Genomic DNA, 18,530 nt, shown 5'->3' on the forward strand with positions numbered 1-18,530 from the left:
AAACTCCTGTTCAGCAGGCAATGAACGTCAGCGGCAGATCGCGGATCTGCACCGGCACGCTCGGTTGGTAATGGTCATCACTGGTCAGTTCGTGCAGCAGTTCTTCACGCAACTGATGGAAGTCGAAACTGCTGCGCTGGCGCGGATGGGGCAGGGCGATGTCGACCACTTGTTTGATCCGCCCCGGACGCGGCTCCATCACCACCACGCGGTCGGCGAGGAAGATCGCTTCTTCGACGTCGTGGGTGACGAGGATGGTGGTGATTTTCGCGCGGTTGCGGATCGCCAACAGCTCGTCCTGCATTTGCTGGCGGGTCAGCGCGTCGAGCGCGCCGAAGGGTTCGTCGAGCAGCAGAATGCGCGGGCTGGCGACGAGGCCACGAGCAATCGCCACGCGCTGCGCCATGCCGCCGGAGAGTTGGTGCGGATAGGCGCGGGTGAAGTCGCGCAGGCCGACCAGATCGATGAAATCGTCGATGCGTTTTTGCTTTTGTGCAGCGCTCAGCGGCTCGTTGACCAAGCCGAGGCCGATGTTGTCGGCGACGGTCAGCCACGGGAATAAACGGTGTTCCTGGAAGACAATGCCGCGCTCGCCGCCGATGCCGCTGACGGCTTTGCCATCGACGGTGATCTGCCCGCGAAATTGCGTATCAAGACCAACCAACAAACGCAGCAAGGTGGATTTTCCGCAGCCGCTGGAACCGACGATGGCGACGAATTCGCCCTCGGCGATGTCCAGGTTGAATTCGCGAATCGCCTCCAGTTCGAAACCGTCGACGTCGAAGGATTTGCCTACGTGGGTGAAGCTGACAATGGGTGCGTTCATGCGTGTCTCCAGCGGGTCGCGCGAATTTCCAGGCGTTGGCCAATAAGGTTGAGCAGGGCGCCGGTGAGGCCGACGAAGAGCATGCACGCCATGATCAGATCCATGCGCAGCAGTTGTTGCGCGCCGATCATCTGGCTGCCGATGCCGCCGTTGGACGGCATGAAATATTCGGCGCCGATGGTGCCGAGCCAGGCGTAGATCAGGCTCAGGCGCAGACCGGCGAAAATCCCCGGTGCCGCGCCTGGCAGCACCAGACGACGCAGGCGTTGACCAAGGCTCAGGCGCAGCACTTGTGCGGCTTCGTTGAGTTGCGGCGAAAGGTTGGCGACGCTGCGTTGCGTGGCGATAAACAGCGGAAAGAATGCGGCGAGGGCGACGAACACCCACTTCGCCAGTTCACCCAAACCGAACCATGCGGTGAGCAACGGCACCCAGGCGAAAATCGCGATCTGACGCAGCGCGGCGAGGGTCGGGCCGAGCACACGTTCGCTGGTGCGTGACAAGCCCAGCAGCAAGCCGAGGGCCAAACCGAGTCCGCCGCCCAACAACAAACCGCCGAGGGTGCGACCCAGGCTCAGGGCCATGCCGTTGATCAACGTGCCATCGAGCAGACCGTCCCACGCCGTAATCAGCACGGCCAGCGGGCTCACCAGAATATTCGGATCGACCCACTGTTGATCGTTCGCCAGTTGCCAAAGCGCGAGCAAGCCCAGCGGCAGCAGCCACGGTTGCAAACGCTGCCAGCCTTCATAACGCGGGCCGCGACGAATTTCCGCAGTGGCCGGGTGCGGCCAGTGCACCAGTTTTTTATCCAGCAGACCGATGCCGCGATCCATCGCCACGCCGATCAAACCGATCACCACGATGCAGACGAAAACGATGTCGAGCATGAACAGTTGTCGCGCCCAGACCATGAGATAACCGATGCCTTCGCTGGAGGCGAGCAATTCGACTGCGAGCAACGATGTCCAGCCAGCGGCCAGCGCCAAACGCACGCCAGCCATAAACGCGGGCAGGGCGGCGGGCAGCACCAATCGACGGATCAGCAGGCGCGGTGGCAGTCGCAACACGGCAGCGGCTTCGCGCAGTTTCGGCTGAGCGTCACGCACGCCGACCAGCGTGTGCAAGGTCACCGGGACGACGATGGCTTTGATCAGCACCACCAGTTTCAACACTTCGCCGATGCCGAAAAACACCATGAACAGCGGAATCCACGCCAGCGTTGGCACCTGCGCCAGACCGGCGAAGGTCGGGAAAATCAGACGCTCCAGACGGCGGCTGAAACCCAGCGCAGCACCAAGCACCGCACCGGCGGAAATCCCTGCAAGCAAACCCCAGAACAAGCGTTGCAGGCTGATCCACAAATGGCTCCACAGCTCGCCTTGCGACAGCTCGACGGCGCTGTTCCACACCAGCGACGGCGCCGGCAGGATCTGCTCGCTCATCCATTGGTTGCGCGCGGCCAGCCACCATAGAGCGAACAGACTGATGGGCAGCAGCCATGGCAACAGGCGTTGGTTGATGCTGGGCCAGGAGCGTCGGCTTTTCAGCGGTGGCGCTGGCAGCGGCAAACTGAGCAGGGATTGACGGGCCATGGGTGACCTCCGTTGTCGGGTTGCATGGCAAACCACCGCTTTTGTAGGAGCAGAGCTTGCTCGCGAAGGCGTTAAATCAGTCGACTGTTGCGTTGACTGACACGGCCCCTTCGCGAGCAAGCTCGGCTCCTACAAGTTGCGTGGCGTATGCAAAAATGATCTAACAATATTCAAATCAATACTATTTTGAGATAAGCCAGACCATTTAAGGCTTACAGCCCACACGCATCCAATGCATTCGAAGAATATTTTCGATGCTGTTAATGCATACGCCGCTGCAAGCCCCGGCGTTGTTCGCTTAGCGTTAAAAGCTATAAAAATGTGCTTTTATAGTATTTAAGCGTAGGTAGTGCTTCGGCCTACTTTCGGCTTCTTAACGCCTGTATTGATCAAGGAGCCGCACCCATGAACCTTCCTTTCAAACGTGTCATCAGTCTGTTTGCCGCCCCGGCGCTGGCGGGTTTTCTCACGCTGACGGCGCAGGCCGATGAGCTGAAGGAAATCCGCATCGCCGTGCCTGACCTGAGCGCCGGCACTCAGCACAGTGGCGGCGGTGTGGTCGACGTGCTGCGTGATCAGCAAATTTTTGAAAAGGCTTTCGCTGATCAGGGCATCAAGATTCAGTGGAATTTCTTCAAGGGTGCGGGGCCGGTGATCAATGAGGCGTTTGCCAATGGTCAGGTAGATCTGGCGTATCTCGGGGATCTGGCGGCGATCATTGGCAAGTCCAACGGCCTCGATACGCGGCTGCTAAATGCCGGTGCGCGCGGGGTGAAGCAGTATCTCGGCGTGGTGCCGGGTTCCGGGATCAAGACCTTGCAGGATCTGAAGGGCAAGCGTGTGGCGATCTTCAAGGGCACCGCGACGCAGTTGTCGTTTGACGCGGCGCTGGCCAGTCAGGGCTTGAGCGAGAAGGATCTGAAGGTCATTAACCTCGACTTCACCGGCGCGACCGCTGCACTGGCGGCGAAGCAGATTGATGCGTCGTGGGGCAGTTCCGGGTTGGCGGCATTGCAAATCAAGGGCCTGGCCGAGTTGCCGTTGAACACCAAGGATTTGGGCGGGGCCGGCAGTGTGCAGTCGGTGTTGGTGGGCAGCGGCAAGTTTGTTGATGGGCATCCGGAAGCGGTGGCGAAGTTGTTAAAGGCGCAGCAGCAGGCCGTGGAGTGGCTGACGCAGGACAGCAACAAGGATGCGTACGTGCAGTTGGTGTCAGGGCTGGCGAGTTATCCGCCGGTGATCCTCACTGAAGATCTGAAAGATCAGAAACTGAGCGAGGTATTCCCGTCGACGCTGGATCCGGCGTTCCTGGGTAGCTTGCAGGACAAGGTCGATCTGGCGGCGCAGCAAAGGCTGATTCGCAAGCCGTTCAAGGTCAATGAATGGGTGGCGCCTGGGTTGGCAGCGGCCAAGCTCTAAAAGCAAAAGATCGCAGCCTGCGGCAGCTCCTACAGGGGTACCGATCGTTCCCACGCTCTGCGTGGGAATGCATCAATGGACGCTCTGCGTCCGCGGGCTACATTCCCACGCAGAGCGTGGGAACGATCCTCTTTAAACAGCGACGCGATGTTCCTCTCGATCCACCGCCACCAGCGTCTCAATCATCGCCCGCGCCGCCGGCGACAGCCGAAACCCGGTACGGCTGACAATCCCGCAGCGCGCATTCATGCTCTCAAGGTTCTGCGGCAAATTACGCCAGTGCAGCAGCACCAGCGAACCCTTGGCAATGTCCTCGACAAACGCCTCTTCCGTACCGACGCCAATCGCATTCGATTGCAGCACCACTTTCACCAGTGCCGGAAAATGCTCGGTCTCGATGGTCGGCGAAAAATCGATCCTGCCGCTGAGATTCGCCAGCAGTTTACGAATGCCCGGCGGGATCCGCGTGGTCGCCAGCGGGTAGTCGAACATGTCGTTGGTCGACAGGCTTTCCTTGGCCAACAACGGATGCCCCGGACGGCAGAAAAACACTCCGCGCTTGGGCGTCAGTGCTTGCGTCTGAAAGTTCGGATCCGCCTCGAAATGACGAATGTCGGCGATGAAAAATTCGATCTCCTCACGGCTCAGCGCGCGGCTGAGTTTTTCCCAGTTATCCACTTGAAAACAGGTGCGCACTTTCGGGTGCGCATTGATGAATTGCGCCACTGCATCCGGCACCAGTTTCACCGCCGGCGCCGGGCCGCAACCGAAGTGCACTTCGCCGGCATCGAGCTTGGTCATCTGCGTCACTTCCGCGCTGAGCATCGCCGCGCCTTGTACCAGGCTCAGGGCGTGTTGCAGCACCACTTGGCCTTCGGGGGTGGGGCGTAAATCCTTGTTGCCGCGATCCACCAGCACGCAGCCGAATTCTTGCTCCAGCCCTTGAATGCTGCGGCTGAACGCCGGTTGGGTGATGCCCATCGCGTCCGCCGCACGGACAAAACTGCGGTGTTCGTTGAGGGCGATGAAGTAGCGCAACTGGCGAAGATCCATATGCTTTTCCGGCATCCTAAAAATAGCTCGAAGGCATTTGCGACGAGGGTTGCTAGAGGTTTTAAATGCAAGCTCTTATTCCGTCAACGAAGCATGTGAATATCTATTAGATGTAAATGGAATATAGATAGAGCAATGTTTCGCTGCCACCCAACCGTAAGCAGTCGATGAGGGTCTACCCATGAGCAATGCCGCACTCGCAGTAAAACCCGCTGTCCACGCGCTGGAAATTCACCCGGTGGCCGGTCGTATCGGCGCCGAGATTCGTGGCGTGCACTTGTCCGGTGAACTGGACGCCGCCACCGTCGAAGCCATTCAACAGGCACTGGTTCAGTACAAAGTCGTGTTCTTCCGCGAACAGACTCAGCTCGACGATCAGCGTCAGGAAGCCTTTGCTCATTTGCTCGGCGAACCGGTGGCGCACCCGACCGTGCCGTCCCGTGAAGGCACGCGTTATCTGCTCGAACTGGACGGCGCTGAAGGTCAGCGCGCCAACTCCTGGCACACCGACGTGACCTTCGTCGATGCTTACCCGAAAGCCTCGATCCTGCGCTCGGTGGTGGCCCCGGCCTTCGGTGGCGACACCCTGTGGGCCAACACCGCGACGGCGTACAACGGCTTGCCGACTGAGCTGCGCGAACTGGCCGATAAACTGGTCGCCGTGCACAGCAACGAGTACGACTACGCCAGTGCGAAACCGGACGTGTCGGCAGAGAAGCTGGAGCGCTATCGCAAGGTTTTCACATCGACTGTTTACGAGACTGAGCACCCGGTGGTGCGCGTGCACCCGATCAGCGGCGAGAAGAGCTTGTTGTTGGGGCATTTCGTTAAACGCATCAAAGGTTACTCGCAGGCTGATTCGGCGCATTTGTTTGGGCTTTTGCAGAGCCATGTGATCCGTCAGGAAAACACTGTGCGCTGGCGCTGGAAGGCGGGTGATGTGGCGATCTGGGATAACCGTTCGACGCAGCATTATGCGATTGATGATTACGGGACTCAGGATCGGGTGGTGCGTCGGGTGACGTTGAAGGGTGAGGTGCCGGTGGGGGCGAACGGGCAGCGTAGCCAGACTATCAAAGGCGCGGACATCGTCGGCGTCTGATCGAGCTCGATACCTGTAGGAGCTGTCGAGTGAAACGAGGCTGCGATCTTTTGATCTGAAGATCAGGATCAAAAGATCGCAGCGTGCCGCAGCTCCTACCGGAATCACCAAACGCCGATCTGAACGACTTTCTCGGATTCCGGCTCACCGTAGCGAAACCGCTGACCACGCCCATCAATCTCCTGATGACTGATCGTCGTGCGCCGCTTCAACCCCCGCACCCACTCAAACAAATACCCTGCATGCTCCTCGCGCACCGCCGCGAATTCCGGATCCTCGCCCAAATCACGCAGCTCCTGTGGATCATTCAGCAAATCAAACAACTGCGGCCGAAAGCCGTCGTACGCCAGGTATTTCCAGCGTTCGCTGCGCACCATGGTCATGCGGCAACGATCGATCGGCTGGCCCAGTCGCTCACGTGCCGGCGCCTGAAACGCGTAGTCGTATTCGCTGATCGCATAGCGGCGCCAGTCCGGATTCTCTCCGTGCAGAAGCGGGATCAACGAACGACCCTCAAGTCGATGCTCCGCCGCCGGCAATCCCAGCGCTTGAAGAAACGTCGGCAACGCATCAATGGTTTCCGCCAGCCGATCATCCACCGTGCCGCGCGTGGAATCCGCCGCCGCCCGAGGGTCGCGCACGATCAATGGCACGCCCACCGCCTGCTCCAGCAAAAACTCCTTCTCGCCGAGCCAGTGATCGCCCAGAAAGTCGCCGTGATCGCTGGTGAACACGATCAACGTGTCATCCCAACGGCCATTGCTCTGCAGAAAATCGAACAGTCGCCCGAGTTGATCATCGACTTGCTTGACCAGGCCCATGTACGTGGGGATTACAGTCAATCGTACTGAATCGCGGGAGAAGTTGAGGCTTTCCTCATGCTGGCGAAAGGCAGTGTATACGGGGTGTTTGCTGGCTTCGGAGGGCGTCGCGCGGATCGGTTCGAGAATCGATTTCGTACTGTACAAGGCGTGGTACGGCGCTGGTACGATGTAGGGCCAGTGCGGTTTGATATAGGAAAGGTGTAAACACCACGATTTCTCGCCTTGCTCGGTGATGAAGTCGATGGCTCGATTTGTAGTGTAGACAGTCTCTGAGTGTTGCTCGGGAATTCGTGCTGGCAGTTTCGAATGACGCATTTGCCAGCCGCTGAGGATTTCGCCGTTGTCGCCTTCGGCGGCGTTGGCCCAGTCGTGCCAAGGGTTGCGGCCCTCGAAACCGTGCTCGCGCAGGTAATGGGTGTAGGGCGCAGATTCGCGTTTGTCATCGAACAGCGGATCGTCGGGATAGATGCCGTCGTGGCGCATGTACGGTTCGAAACCGACTTCGTTGAGAATTTCGGCTTGCTCGCTCTCGGGGTTGATCGCCAGACGTTGCAAGGCATCCACGTTCGCCGTTGCGTGAGTCTTGCCAACCAGCGCGGTACGGATGCCGTGCGGGCGCAGGTAATCGCCGATCGTCAGTTCTTCCAGCGGCAGCGGCACGGCGTTCCAGGCGACTTGATGACTGCTGACGTAACGCCCGGTGTAGGCCGACATCCGCGATGGGCCGCAGATCGTGCCTTGGGTGTAGGCGCGGCTGAACCGTACGCCGGCGGCGGCGAGGCGATCGATGTTCGGCGTGTGCAAATGTGGGTGGCCGTAGCAGGACAGGTAATCGCGGCGCAGTTGATCGCACATGATGTACAGCACGTTGCGCACGGGGTTTGGCGAGGTGGGCATGGGGTTCACCGGTCAGTGGGACAGGCGAGGGTTTTCGCTTTCGGTGGGGGTGTTCGGCAAGTGCATTTGGGGAATGGGGTTTATGCAGGGAGTGCATCGTTGCCTGCACTGGCCCCTTCGCGAGCAGGCTCGCTCCCACATTTAGACCGCGTTCCCCTGTGGGAGCGAGCTTGCTCGCGAAGAGGCCCGATCAGACGGCGAGATTCTGCAGCGAACACACCTCCTCATCCACCGCATCAATCACCTTGATCTGCTCAATCATCGCCTCCGCCAACGGCGACAACCGATACCCCGCGCGGCTGACAATCCCATAGCGCGTATACAGCTCCTCCAGATCATCCGCCAAACCCTCAACCCGCAAACACACCAGCTCACCCTTGGCCTGATGCAGGGCGTCCGAATACGCGCCGACAATCCCGATCGCCTCCGAACGCAGCACCACACTGAGCAGACTCGAGCTGTTTTCACACTCCACATTCGGGGTGAAATCCGGGCGGCCGCTGAGGTCGACAATCACCTTGCGCAGGTTCGGCGGGCGGATGCTCACCGCCAACGGATAACTCATCAATTGCTCGGCGGTGACTCGATCAAATGCCGTCAACGGATGCCCCGCGCGGCAGCAGAAATGCCATTTACGCGGGCGCAACCGATGCGTCAGATAATCCGGATCCGCCTCGAAATGCCGAGTGTCCGCAACGAAGAACTCAAACTCTTCGCTCAACAAGCGTTTGCTCAAACTCTGCCAATCATCGACCTGAAACTGCACCCGCGCTTTCGGGTAGCGACCGATGAAGCTGCCAATTGCGCGCGGGATCAAACCTGCTGCTGGCGCCGGCCCGCATCCAAAGCGCAATTCCCCTGCCTCCAGCCCATTGAACTGGCTGATCTCGTTGGCCATTTGCTGCGCACCACTGACCAGCCGCCGCGCGTGTTCGAGCAGCACCTGGCCCTGTTTGGTCGGCGGTAATTCCTTGCGCCCACGGTCGACCAACTGACAGCCGACGCTGTGCTCAAGCGCCTGAATGCTGCGGCTGAACGCCGACTGCGACAGGTTCACGGCCTGCGCGCCGGCGACAAAGCTGCGTTGCTCAGCCAGGGCGATGAAGTGACGAAGTTGCCGCAAGTCGATATGCATTTTTCACATAAAAAATATCCGGGAAATGCATTGGATATGCATTAGGTCGACTCCTTATAAAGGCAATCTCTTATGCAGTAAATATTTGTAAATCCATAAATAAATAACTTAAAAGAATATGCAGCGCTGAAGATGTCTGTGTGTTTTTTGACCAGGAGCCGCGCCATGAGTCCGTTGAACCTAGCGTCACCCTTAACACCACGACGGCTCAAACGCCTGCCTCTGGCCTTGTTGCTGGCAGGGAGCGCCAGTTGGACTCACAGCTACGCCGCCGAAACGGAAACCCCGACGCCGGTACCCGCAGGCAAACCGGCGGCCAACAGTTCGCAGCTGGAAACCGTGACCGTGACCACTCGCCGCCGCGAAGAAAGTTCGCAGGATGTACCGACGCCGATGAGCGTGGTCAGCGGCCAGAATCTGGAGACGCAACGGGTTTACCGGATTCAGGATTTGCAGCAACTGGTACCGAGCGTCAACGTCGCCTACATGCACGCGCGGCAGTCCAGCGTGTCGATCCGAGGCCTGGGCAACAACCCGGCGAGCGATGGTCTGGAAGGCAGCGTCGGGCTGTACATCGACAACGTTTATCTTGGCCGTCCAGGCATGGCGGTGTTCGATTTGATGGACATCGAACAGCTCGAAGTTTTGCGTGGGCCGCAGGGTACGCTGTTCGGCAAAAACACCACCGCCGGGGTGATCAACATCAGCACCCGCGCGCCGACCTTCACGCCTGAGCGCAGCATCGAAACTTCGGTTGGCGAAGACGGTTATTTCCAAACCAAAGGCACGATTTCCGGGCCGCTCAACGATGAGCTGGCCGGACGTTTTTCCGCCTACCGCACGCGCAGTGACGGCGACATCAAGAACGAATACAACGGCCATGATTTGAACGGCGGCTCGCGCGATGGCTTCCGCGCCCAGTTGCTGTTCAAGCCCAACGAAGACTTCAATCTGCGCTGGATCGGCGACTACAACGAAGAGGATTCCAGTGCCGGCACCCGCGTGCTGTACGACACCGGGCCGACCATCAACGGCGTCAATCTTTACTCGGCGCGGGCAGCGGCGGCCGGGGCAACGTTGGTCAACGGCTCGCACCGCAAGGTCAATCTGGACAGCGATCAGCACGTCACCGTGCATCAGGGCGGCACCTCGGTTGAAGCCAATTGGGCACTGCCGAGCGATTTCACTCTGACCTCAATCAGCTCGTACCGCTTCTGGAATTTCACCCCGAAAAATGACGATGGTCTCAACGTCGCGTCGACTTACAACGCTGGTGTTTCGGTAGAAGACAAACAGTACTCACAGGAATTTCGCCTGGCGTCGCCCAAGGGCGAGTTCTTCGATTACGTCGTCGGCGTCTACTACTTCGGCAACGATCTGGACAACAAATCCTTCGCCTATTACGGCCCGCAAGCGGACATCTGGAACGGTACGCCGGCCGGTGCGCTGGCCAACATTGGCAGCGTCGGCAACGGCCATATCAAGACCGACAGTTTTGCGCTGTTTGCCCAAGGCACCTGGCATCTGACCGAGCGCCTGGATTTCACCGCCGGCGTGCGCGGCACCTATGAAGAGAAGAACGCCTGGGTCACTCGCGATGCGCCGGTCGGTGGCGCGGCGGTGACGGGTGCAGCGGCAACGGCGCGGCGCGGACGTGCCGGCGCCTACGATTCCGGCGATTTGAATCAGTACAGTTCCAGCCCGTCCGGTTTGCTCAACCTCAGCTATCGCATCACCGACGATGTGCTCGGTTACGCGACCGTGTCCCACGGTGAAAAATCCGGTGGCGTTAACCTCTCGGTCGGCTCTGCACCCGCCGCCGGCGCCGACTCGTTGTTGATCGGCACCGAGCGCGCAAACAACGCCGAGCTCGGTTTCAAAAGTACGCTGTGGGATCGTCGTTTGCAGCTCAACGCCAACGTCTTCTGGACGCAGGTCAACGCCTATCAGACCAACGCTTACGACGACGTCAACCGCGTGCAATACCTGACCAACGCCGGCTCCGTGCGCTCGCGCGGCGTCGAGTTTGAAAGCACGGTGATCCCGCTGCGCGGCTTGACCCTTAACTTCAACGGCTCCTTCAACGACGTCAGCTACCTCTCCTACAAAGACGCGCCGTGCCCGCCGGAAATCAGTCAGGCACCGGGTGCTCCAGCCTCTTGCGACCTCAGCGGTCACCAAGTGGTCGGCGCTTCGAAATGGATCGGCAACGCCAACGGCGAATACAAATGGAATCTCGATAACGGCTTCGAACCGTACGTCACCGGCAGCTATGCCTTCCGCTCGAAAGCCGTCGGCACGGTCGAGGATTCCGACTATGGGCAGATCCCGAGTTACGCGGTGGTCAACCTTTCCACCGGCCTGCGCGGCGACTTCAACCAAGGGCAGTGGGACATCTCGCTGTGGCTGAAAAACGCCTTCGACAAAACCTACTACACGACCCTGTGGACGGGCGGCAACGGCGGCTATGAAGGCCTGCTCGGCACACCGCGCACCCTCGGCGTCACCGGTCGCTACGACTTCTGACAAGTCATTCAAGGAGCTGCATCATGTTGCGCATCAAAACGGCTTTTCCGCTGTTGTTGTCCGGCGCGGTGTTTAGCGCTGGCGCCTTCGCCGCACCGAGCGTTTACCCGACTGGCGTCACCCGTTACGACCCGGACAAAGCCTTCAATCAGTACGTGATTTTCAGCGGCGCCGACAAGCAGACGCACCTGATCGACATGAACGGCAACGAGGTCAAGAACTGGCCTCAGGCAGGTTTCCCCTCAGCGATCATCGACCCGAAACTGGTCGGCGGCGAGCGCGGGCATGTCCTGCTGCAACTGAGTGACAAGGATCCCGGCAAACTCGGTTCAGCCGGCAATGGCCTGGGCAATCAGAGCGTCGGCGAACTGGACTGGAATGGCAAAGTCGTCTGGCAGTGGGGCGACAAGGCGCCCGGTGGTGCGGCGCAGCAGCATCACGATCAACGCCGGTTGAGCAACGGCAACACCGTGGTGCTGGCGAACAAAGTGCACCCGATCAAAGGCTTCAAAGTCCCCGAGGTGATCGACGATGCGATCTATGAAGTCAGCCCCGACGGTGCGGTGAAATGGCAATGGCTGGCGTCGGAGCACCTCAACGAATTCGGCTTCACCCCAGAGCAATTGAAACTGGTGCGCGGCAGCGAGGATGCGGATTACCTGCACATCAATAACCTCAGCGTAGTCGGGCCGAACAAGTGGTTCGATGCCGGTGACAAGCGTTTCAATCCGGACAATCTGCTGTTCGATTCGCGCAACGCCAACTTCATCGCAATCATCGAAAAAAGCAGCGGCAAAGTGGTCTGGCGTCTGGGGCCGAATCTGCCCTTGGCCAGCCCGAAAACCGCGCGGACGCTGCCTCGTCCGGTCGATCAATTTGTCGGTCAGCATGACGCCCACATCATTCCGGCCGGGCTTCCGGGCGCGGGCAATGTGCTGGTGTTCGACAACCAGGGTTCGGCGGGTTATCCGAACGTCACCCTCGGGCTGATTTCCGGCTCGCGAGTGCTGGAAATTGATCCGGTAAAAAACGAAATCGTCTGGCAGTACAGCGCCGCCAATTCGAAGCAGCCGGGGTGGGCGTTTTACAGCTCCTTCATCAGCAGTGCGCGGCGTTTGCCCAACGGCAATACGTTGATCGACGAAGGCATGAACGGACGGTTTTTCCAGGTCACGGCCAGCGGCGAAAACGTCTGGGAATACGTCAGCCCGTATCTGGGCAAAGCCCCGGGCAGCGATGCCGTCAGCAATTGGGTGTATCGCGCGTTACCTGTGAGTTATGACTGGGTGCCGCAGGGTACGCCGCGCTCCGAAACCGCTGTGATTGCACCGGTGGTGGGCGTGCAGCAGACCAACGCCAGTCGCTAGTCGAGGCGCGCATCGGGTCTTTGTCGATGCGTTGCGCGAATACTTTCAATGCCTGAAAAGCATGCTGTTTTCACCGCATTGCTACAGCCCTTATGGGCCGTGGCTTTGGTGAAAGTGATCAGCTCGTATATTCCATAAAAGCCTATGGATAACGTTAAAGATTACTTTCGGAGATAAGCGTCTAAGCCAATGATTCACCCATCGATCGCGGTGGGGGCTTCAACAAACGGCGAATCGACGGCTTGGTAAAGAGAACGCAAAAAAGACCGCAGGGAGTGAATCAATGGGCAATGTCCAGACCGCCGCCAGCGCAGAGGAATTGCTGTGGCGTCAGACGCCGAGTGGCGAACTGGTCGATCTTGGCCGGCCGCACCGTGTGCCGTTGGGGCAGCAAAGTTTGCAGCGTGCCCCCAAAGGCATCTTGAGTCGGCGCGAGGCAATCCTGCTGGGTGTGTTGGCGCTGTTGGCGCATGGCGCGGTGATCTACTGGATCAACCAGCAGCCGACGCCAACGCTGCCAATCGTGCCGCCAGAAATTCCACCGATGACCATCGAATTTTCGCGCCCGGCACCGCCAGCGCCACCGGTTATCGAGCCGCCACCTCCAGCGCCTGTGGTCGAACCACCGCCGCCGGTTGAGGACGAGCTTGCCGTAAAACCACCGCCGCCGAAGCCAATTCCAAAGCCGAAACCGGTGGTTAAACAGCCACCGAAACCGGCGCCGAAAGCGGTCGAGCAACCACCGGCGCCGCCAAAACCGGCCGCCCCGGTCGCTGCGCCAGCGCCACCTGCACCACCGGCGCCGGCTCCGGTAACCCCGGCCTCGGCCAACGCCGCGTACTTGAAAAACCCGGCGCCGGAATACCCCTCGCTGGCTCAGCGTCGCGGTTGGGAAGGCACGGTGTTGCTGCGCGTGCATGTGTTGGCCAGCGGTAAACCGGGCGAGATCCAGATAGCAAAAAGCAGTGGTCGGCAACAGCTCGACGATGCGGCGTTAAGCGCCGTGAAACGTTGGAGTTTCGTCCCGGCCAAGCAGGGTGATGTCGCCCAGGACGGCTGGGTCAGCGTGCCCATCGATTTCAAGATTCATTAAACCGAAACCAAATTCGCGCGAAACGTTTACACGAGGAATACATCATGACGTTACTGGCATCTCCACTGGAATCCATCGAAAGCGCGGTGATCTGGCTGCTGGTGGTTTTTTCCGTCGCCACTTGGGGCCTGGCATTGCTCAAGGCTGTGCAGTTCGGTCGTTTGAAGGCGCAGGATCGCCGTTTTCATAAACGCTTCTGGGCGGCGTCGAGTCTGGATTCCGCTGCTGAATTGAGCGAGACCCAACCCGGTGCTGCAGCGCGAGTAGCGCAGGCTGGTTACGCAGCGATTCAAGTGGGTGAGGCGCCACAGGCCACGGATTTGAGCCAGGCGATCAACCATCAGGATCGACTGGAGCGCGCCTTGCGTCAGCAGATCGTCCGCGAACGCCGTTCGCTGGAAACCGGTCTGGCAGTAGTCGCCAGTATTGGCAGTACGTCGCCGTTCATTGGTTTGTTCGGCACGGTATGGGGAATCATGGAAGCGTTGAAAGGCATCAGCGCGGCCGGTTCGGCGAGCCTGGAAACGGTTGCCGGCCCGATCGGTGCGGCACTGGTCGCCACAGGTGTGGGGATCGCCGTCGCGGTACCGGCGGTGCTGGTTTACAACTACTTTTTACGTCGTCTGAAACTGACGGCGGCGGATCTCGATGACTTCGCTCACGACTTCTACAGCCTGGCGCAGAAGAGCTCGTTCCGCGTGTTGATCCATCCGACCGCGCATAAGGTTGCAGCGCAGGGCAACGCGGCAAAAGTGAAGGAGGCGTCCTGATATGGCCTTCTCCACGCAAGACAGTGATGAGGTGCTCAGCGAGATCAACGTGACGCCGCTGGTGGACGTAATGCTGGTGCTGCTGGTGGTGTTTATCGTCACCGCGCCGCTGCTGACCAACGCGATACCGATCAACCTGCCGAAGACTGAGGCGGTGGCGCCGGTCGAGCAGAAGGATCCGCTGGTGGTGAGCATCGACGGTGCCGGCAAATTGTTTATCAACAAGGATGAGATTCAGCCGGACTTGCTGGAATTCAACCTCAAGTCGGCCAAGGCCAAGGATCCGGAAGTGCGCGTGCAATTGCAGGCGGATGACGGAGTGAATTACGGCGAAGTGGCGCGAGCGATGGCTTCGATTGAGCGGGCGGGGATTACCAAGTTGTCGGTGATCACGGCGCGGTAACAGGCTTTACGTTTTTCCGGGGCCGTCTCCTTGGCAGGGTGCGGCCCTTTTTTTATTTCTCGAACACCAACCCTGTAGGAGCTGCCGAAGGCTGCGATCTTTTGATTTTGATTTTAAAAGCAAGATCAAAAGATCGCAGCCTTCGGCAGCTTCTACAGGATATTTGTCATATTCGTTTCAGATCTTAATAAATAGCTTCTTATTCCTTAACGAATATAAATCCCCTCCCTATACTCCTTCAGGAACAGACACGCAGGAGAGCTCCCCATGCGCAACGAATCAATTCGCTATCTGATTGTGCCGGGCTGGCAAGGATCGCCGGAAGATCATTGGCAAAGCCACTGGCAGAACAGCCTGCCGAACAGCGCGCGGGTCGAGCAGGCCGATTGGCTGACGCCGCGTCGTGAAGATTGGGTCGCTGCGCTGGCCGAGGCAATTGCCGCTGACAGCACGCCCGTCATCCTCATCGCCCACAGCCTCGGCTGCGTCACCGTTGCCCATTGGGCTGCCACTGCGCCCGTGCAATACCTGCGTCAGGTGCGCGGCGCCTTGCTGGTCGCGCCGGCGGATGTCGAACGTCCGGCCTGCGCACCCGCGCTGCGCAATTTCGCACCGATTCCGACAGATCTGCTGCCGTTTCCAAGCCAGGTGGTCAGCTCCGACAACGATGCGGCCGTGAGTGCGCCGCGTGCCATGGAACTGGCGCGCAACTGGGGCGCCGAGGCGGGGATTCTCGCCGGTGCCGGGCACATTAACGTCAAGTCCGGGCATCAGCGTTGGGAGCAGGGTTTTGCTTATCTCTATCGCCTGCAAAACCGTATGGAACACCACGCTCGCCGTCGCGCCTGATTTGTTTTTTCTTTGATCGCCCCCGTCTCCCGGCGGTTTTGGGCGGGAGTCTGCCATGAGTTTCGACACTTTCGGTCAGCCGTTGCTGACCTTTCCCGATGCAGAAAAAAGCCCCCTGAGCATCCGCGCCAAAGCGCTGGTGTTCGTCGATCCGCGCTCACGTCAGTTGCGCGAAGAGCTGGAGCAATTGGCCCCGCGCTCGATCTCGGTATTGATCCGTGGCGAGACCGGCACCGGTAAAGAATTGCTCGCCCGCCATATCCATCGCGCCAGTGATCGCAGCGGTTTATTCGTCTCGGTCAATTGCGGCGCGATCAGCCCGACCTACGCCGATGCCGAGTTGTTCGGCTATGCCGCCGGCACGTTCAGCGGCTCGGCGAGCAGTCGCGCGGGGTGGTTCGGTTCGGCCAATGGCGGGACGTTGTACCTGGATGAAATCGGCGATCTGCCGCTGCCGATTCAGATCAAATTGCTCGCGGCTCTGGAAAACCACGAGGTCACTCGCGTCGGTGCGCATCAACCGAGCCCGGTGGACGTGCGCCTGGTCGCAGCCACCAGCATCGATCTGGCACAAGCGGTGGATGCGGGGAAATTCCACGAGCGGCTCTATCACTATCTCAGCGAAGGTCATCTCGAGCTACCGGCGTTGCGCGCGCGGATCGGCGATATCCTCTCGCTGGCCGAGTATTTCCTCGGCATCTACAGTCAGCGCCTCGACCTGCCGGTGCCGTTGATCAGCGAAGCCGCGCAACACGTGCTCGAACAACACAGCTGGCCGGGCAACACCCGTGAGCTGGAAAACGTCATTCATTTTGCGTTGCTGGTGAGCACTGGTGACGAGATTCTGCCGGAGCATCTGAACCTGCCCCCCGTGCTGAACCAAATCGAAAACCAGATCAAACAAATCATCGCCACCGGCTCCACGACTGACCAGGCCGCCCTCAAACAGCTCCTGAAAAACACCGGTCTCCTGTAGGAGCTGGCGCAGCCTGCGATCTTTTGATCTTGCTTTTCAACGTTTTAACTTATTGAAAATCAAAAGATCGCAGCCTTCGGCAGCTCCTACACGTCTAAACCGCGTGTATGAACAAAATGGAATATCAACGTGAATAAACGTTATTGTCCGGGAATATAAAATCCCGGTATTGTCCGACCCACGCCAGCGATATCACTTCACTGGCACTCGTATTAGATGCCGTCGTCGATGACGACCGATTTTCGATAAGGACACTGCATGAAAAAGGTTCTGTTGTTTACCGCATTGGCGGCTGCTCTGACGGCTTCCCTGGCTAACGCCGGCGAGAAACTGGTGGTTGCCGCAACGCCGGTGCCGCACGCTGAAATTCTTGAGCTGATCAAACCGACCCTGGCCAAAGAAGGCGTGGATCTGGAAATCAAAGTCTTCACCGACTACGTTCAGCCGAACGTGCAAGTGGGCGAGAAGCGTCTGGACGCCAACTACTTCCAGACCCTGCCGTACCTGAACAGCTTCAACCAGGGTAAATACAAGGACGATAAATCCAAGTACCTGGTGACTGTGCAAGGCGTGCACGTTGAACCGTTCGGTGGTTACTCGAGCAAGTACAAAACCCTGGCTGAACTGCCAGACGGCGCGACCATCGCTATCCCGAACGAAGGCAGCAACAGCGGCCGCGCGCTGATCCTGCTGCAGAAGGCTGGCCTGATCGAGCTGAAAGACCCGAAAAACGCTCTGGCAACGCCGAAAGACATCGCCAAGAACCCGCACAACTTCAAGTTCAAGGAACTGGAATCGGCCCTGCTGCCACGCGTTCTGAAGGAAGTTGATCTGGACATGATCAACACCAACTACGCGCTGGAAGCCAAGCTGAACCCGCAGAAAGATGCGTTGGTGATTGAGGGTGCTGACTCGCCGTACGTGAACTTCCTGGTGGCCCGTGAGGACAACAAGAACAGCGACGCGATCCAGAAACTGGCCAAAGCCTTGACCAGCCCGGAAGTGAAAGCGTTCATCGAGAAGAAGTACAACGGCGCGGTACTGCCGGCGTTCTGATCTGACGCTTGAGTGAACACCCCCTTCAAGGTGTGAAAACGCCGATGGCCAGTGATGGGCATCGGCGTTTTTGTGTGTGCGATAGAAAAGCCCCTCACCCTAGCCCTCTCCCGGAGGGAGAGGGGACTGATTGGGGGATGTCGTAGAAGTACGCCGACGTGAAAGAACTCTGCTGAATCCATAATCGACTCAATCTCTCAGGTCGATGTTGGACGAAAGACACCTCGGTCAGCCCCCTCTCCCTCCGGGAGAGGGTTGGGGTGAGGGTGCTCCTGATTCTCAAGCCACTTGAGCCTTCAACGCCCGCCTCAACGCCACCAACAATTTCAAAATCTCCTGCGGATCCAGCCGCTGCGGCGCTTTTACGTCCATGTTCTCTTCCTTGTAATTGGTTTCGGCCGGAGGAGTCTGACCAAAAGCTGTGCGTCCTTGGAGGGCCTGAATCAAAAAAAGATCCGTCCTACAGCGCAAGGAAAAATAGCCTTCTTATTCCTTCCCGGCAAACCGACAGGATAGTTTTTTGAGTGATATCAATATGCTTTAACGGTATTTAAATTCTTGTTTTTATACCTATAAAGTCAGTGCCTGCCGGACAGCCACCCGCTGTCCATGGACTGCACGACCGTCGCTTACCGAGCG

The 18,530-nt window shown here is 59.0% G+C and carries 16 protein-coding genes; 10 read left to right on the top strand and 6 right to left on the bottom strand.

Annotation, left to right across the window (positions count from 1 at the left end):
• Window positions 1–10: 10 nt before the first annotated feature.
• Window positions 11–826 carry an ABC transporter ATP-binding protein gene (locus AD669_RS00600; protein ID WP_053116482.1) on the bottom strand — a complete coding sequence of 272 codons (816 nt, stop codon included), beginning with the start codon at window positions 824–826 and terminating at the stop codon, window positions 11–13.
• Window positions 823–2,421 carry an ABC transporter permease gene (locus AD669_RS00605; RefSeq protein WP_053116483.1) on the bottom strand — a complete coding sequence of 533 codons (1,599 nt, stop codon included), beginning with the start codon at window positions 2,419–2,421 and terminating at the stop codon, window positions 823–825. Before AD669_RS00605 ends, AD669_RS00600 begins: the two co-directional genes overlap by 4 nt.
• Before the next feature lie 405 nt (window positions 2,422–2,826).
• On the opposite strand from AD669_RS00605, the gene AD669_RS00610 reads away from it, so the two are divergent.
• Window positions 2,827–3,840 (top strand): ABC transporter substrate-binding protein, encoded by a 1,014-nt coding sequence (locus tag AD669_RS00610; RefSeq protein ID WP_053116484.1) that lies wholly within the window; start codon window positions 2,827–2,829, stop codon window positions 3,838–3,840.
• Window positions 3,841–3,972: 132 nt separating this feature from the next.
• Here AD669_RS00610 and AD669_RS00615 read toward each other — a convergent pair whose 3' ends face one another.
• On the bottom strand, window positions 3,973–4,893 hold the full coding sequence (locus AD669_RS00615; RefSeq protein ID WP_053116485.1) for a LysR family transcriptional regulator: 921 nt from the start codon (window positions 4,891–4,893) through the stop codon (window positions 3,973–3,975).
• Window positions 4,894–5,074: 181 nt separating this feature from the next.
• Between AD669_RS00615 and AD669_RS00620 the strand changes: the two genes are divergently transcribed.
• Window positions 5,075–5,995 (top strand): TauD/TfdA family dioxygenase, encoded by a 921-nt coding sequence (locus tag AD669_RS00620; RefSeq protein WP_053116486.1) that lies wholly within the window; start codon window positions 5,075–5,077, stop codon window positions 5,993–5,995.
• Window positions 5,996–6,099: 104 nt separating this feature from the next.
• Here the strand turns inward: AD669_RS00620 and AD669_RS00625 are convergent, their stop codons facing one another.
• Complete coding sequence (locus AD669_RS00625; RefSeq protein WP_053116487.1) at window positions 6,100–7,716, bottom strand: alkaline phosphatase family protein; 1,617 nt, start codon at window positions 7,714–7,716, stop codon at window positions 6,100–6,102.
• 190 nt (window positions 7,717–7,906) lie between these two features.
• Window positions 7,907–8,851, bottom strand: coding sequence for a LysR family transcriptional regulator (locus AD669_RS00630; protein WP_053116488.1), 945 nt, complete (start codon window positions 8,849–8,851; stop codon window positions 7,907–7,909).
• Window positions 8,852–9,016: 165 nt separating this feature from the next.
• Between AD669_RS00630 and AD669_RS00635 the strand changes: the two genes are divergently transcribed.
• The 8 genes from AD669_RS00635 (at window position 9,017) to AD669_RS00670 (ending at window position 17,891) form a co-directional block, all read left to right on the top strand.
• Window positions 9,017–11,377: a TonB-dependent receptor gene (locus AD669_RS00635; protein WP_053116489.1), complete on the top strand. Its 2,361-nt coding sequence runs from the start codon at window positions 9,017–9,019 to the stop codon at window positions 11,375–11,377.
• Window positions 11,378–11,400: 23 nt separating this feature from the next.
• On the top strand, window positions 11,401–12,744 hold the full coding sequence (locus AD669_RS00640; RefSeq protein ID WP_053116490.1) for an aryl-sulfate sulfotransferase: 1,344 nt from the start codon (window positions 11,401–11,403) through the stop codon (window positions 12,742–12,744).
• A gap of 283 nt (window positions 12,745–13,027) precedes the next feature.
• Window positions 13,028–13,837 (top strand): energy transducer TonB, encoded by an 810-nt coding sequence (locus tag AD669_RS00645; RefSeq protein WP_053116491.1) that lies wholly within the window; start codon window positions 13,028–13,030, stop codon window positions 13,835–13,837.
• A 44-nt stretch (window positions 13,838–13,881) separates the two neighbouring features.
• A complete protein-coding gene (locus AD669_RS00650; protein WP_053116492.1) occupies window positions 13,882–14,607 on the top strand; it encodes a MotA/TolQ/ExbB proton channel family protein in 726 nt (241 codons plus the stop codon).
• Window position 14,608: 1 nt separating this feature from the next.
• The gene (locus tag AD669_RS00655; protein ID WP_003220570.1) at window positions 14,609–15,010 is read left to right on the top strand and encodes a biopolymer transporter ExbD; all 402 of its coding nucleotides are present in this window, start codon (window positions 14,609–14,611) and stop codon (window positions 15,008–15,010) included.
• Window positions 15,011–15,277: 267 nt separating this feature from the next.
• Complete coding sequence (locus AD669_RS00660; RefSeq protein ID WP_053116493.1) at window positions 15,278–15,859, top strand: alpha/beta hydrolase; 582 nt, start codon at window positions 15,278–15,280, stop codon at window positions 15,857–15,859.
• A gap of 55 nt (window positions 15,860–15,914) precedes the next feature.
• The gene (locus AD669_RS00665) at window positions 15,915–16,835 is read left to right on the top strand and encodes a sigma 54-interacting transcriptional regulator (RefSeq protein WP_053116494.1); all 921 of its coding nucleotides are present in this window, start codon (window positions 15,915–15,917) and stop codon (window positions 16,833–16,835) included.
• A 258-nt stretch (window positions 16,836–17,093) separates the two neighbouring features.
• Entirely contained in the window at window positions 17,094–17,891 is a 798-nt protein-coding gene (locus AD669_RS00670; protein ID WP_007918708.1) for a MetQ/NlpA family ABC transporter substrate-binding protein, read from the top strand.
• Window positions 17,892–18,170: 279 nt separating this feature from the next.
• On the opposite strand, the gene AD669_RS28395 is transcribed toward AD669_RS00670, so the two are convergent.
• The gene (locus AD669_RS28395; protein WP_156316120.1) at window positions 18,171–18,338 is read right to left on the bottom strand and encodes a hypothetical protein; all 168 of its coding nucleotides are present in this window, start codon (window positions 18,336–18,338) and stop codon (window positions 18,171–18,173) included.
• Between the last annotated feature and the right edge of the window lie 192 nt (window positions 18,339–18,530).

The organism is Pseudomonas sp. P1.31 (assembly GCF_001269815.1).
In the GTDB taxonomy this organism is placed as follows: domain Bacteria; phylum Pseudomonadota; class Gammaproteobacteria; order Pseudomonadales; family Pseudomonadaceae; genus Aquipseudomonas; species Aquipseudomonas rustica.

What these genes read in the sequence shown, in the direction of transcription:
- AD669_RS00650 (WP_053116492.1), top strand. Translation starts at nt 13,882, where the DNA reads ATGACGTTACTGGCATCTCCACTGGAATCCATCGAAAGCGCGGTGATC.
- AD669_RS00660 (WP_053116493.1), top strand. Translation starts at nt 15,278, where the DNA reads ATGCGCAACGAATCAATTCGCTATCTGATTGTGCCGGGCTGGCAAGGA.
- AD669_RS00620 (WP_053116486.1), top strand. Translation starts at nt 5,075, where the DNA reads ATGAGCAATGCCGCACTCGCAGTAAAACCCGCTGTCCACGCGCTGGAA.
- AD669_RS00670 (WP_007918708.1), top strand. Translation starts at nt 17,094, where the DNA reads ATGAAAAAGGTTCTGTTGTTTACCGCATTGGCGGCTGCTCTGACGGCT.
- AD669_RS00665 (WP_053116494.1), top strand. Translation starts at nt 15,915, where the DNA reads ATGAGTTTCGACACTTTCGGTCAGCCGTTGCTGACCTTTCCCGATGCA.
- AD669_RS00600 (WP_053116482.1), bottom strand. Translation starts at nt 826, where the DNA reads ATGAACGCACCCATTGTCAGCTTCACCCACGTAGGCAAATCCTTCGAC.
- AD669_RS00625 (WP_053116487.1), bottom strand. Translation starts at nt 7,716, where the DNA reads ATGCCCACCTCGCCAAACCCCGTGCGCAACGTGCTGTACATCATGTGC.
- AD669_RS00640 (WP_053116490.1), top strand. Translation starts at nt 11,401, where the DNA reads ATGTTGCGCATCAAAACGGCTTTTCCGCTGTTGTTGTCCGGCGCGGTG.
- AD669_RS00605 (WP_053116483.1), bottom strand. Translation starts at nt 2,421, where the DNA reads ATGGCCCGTCAATCCCTGCTCAGTTTGCCGCTGCCAGCGCCACCGCTG.
- AD669_RS00615 (WP_053116485.1), bottom strand. Translation starts at nt 4,893, where the DNA reads ATGGATCTTCGCCAGTTGCGCTACTTCATCGCCCTCAACGAACACCGC.
- AD669_RS00645 (WP_053116491.1), top strand. Translation starts at nt 13,028, where the DNA reads ATGGGCAATGTCCAGACCGCCGCCAGCGCAGAGGAATTGCTGTGGCGT.
- AD669_RS00630 (WP_053116488.1), bottom strand. Translation starts at nt 8,851, where the DNA reads ATGCATATCGACTTGCGGCAACTTCGTCACTTCATCGCCCTGGCTGAG.
- AD669_RS00610 (WP_053116484.1), top strand. Translation starts at nt 2,827, where the DNA reads ATGAACCTTCCTTTCAAACGTGTCATCAGTCTGTTTGCCGCCCCGGCG.
- AD669_RS00655 (WP_003220570.1), top strand. Translation starts at nt 14,609, where the DNA reads ATGGCCTTCTCCACGCAAGACAGTGATGAGGTGCTCAGCGAGATCAAC.
- AD669_RS00635 (WP_053116489.1), top strand. Translation starts at nt 9,017, where the DNA reads ATGAGTCCGTTGAACCTAGCGTCACCCTTAACACCACGACGGCTCAAA.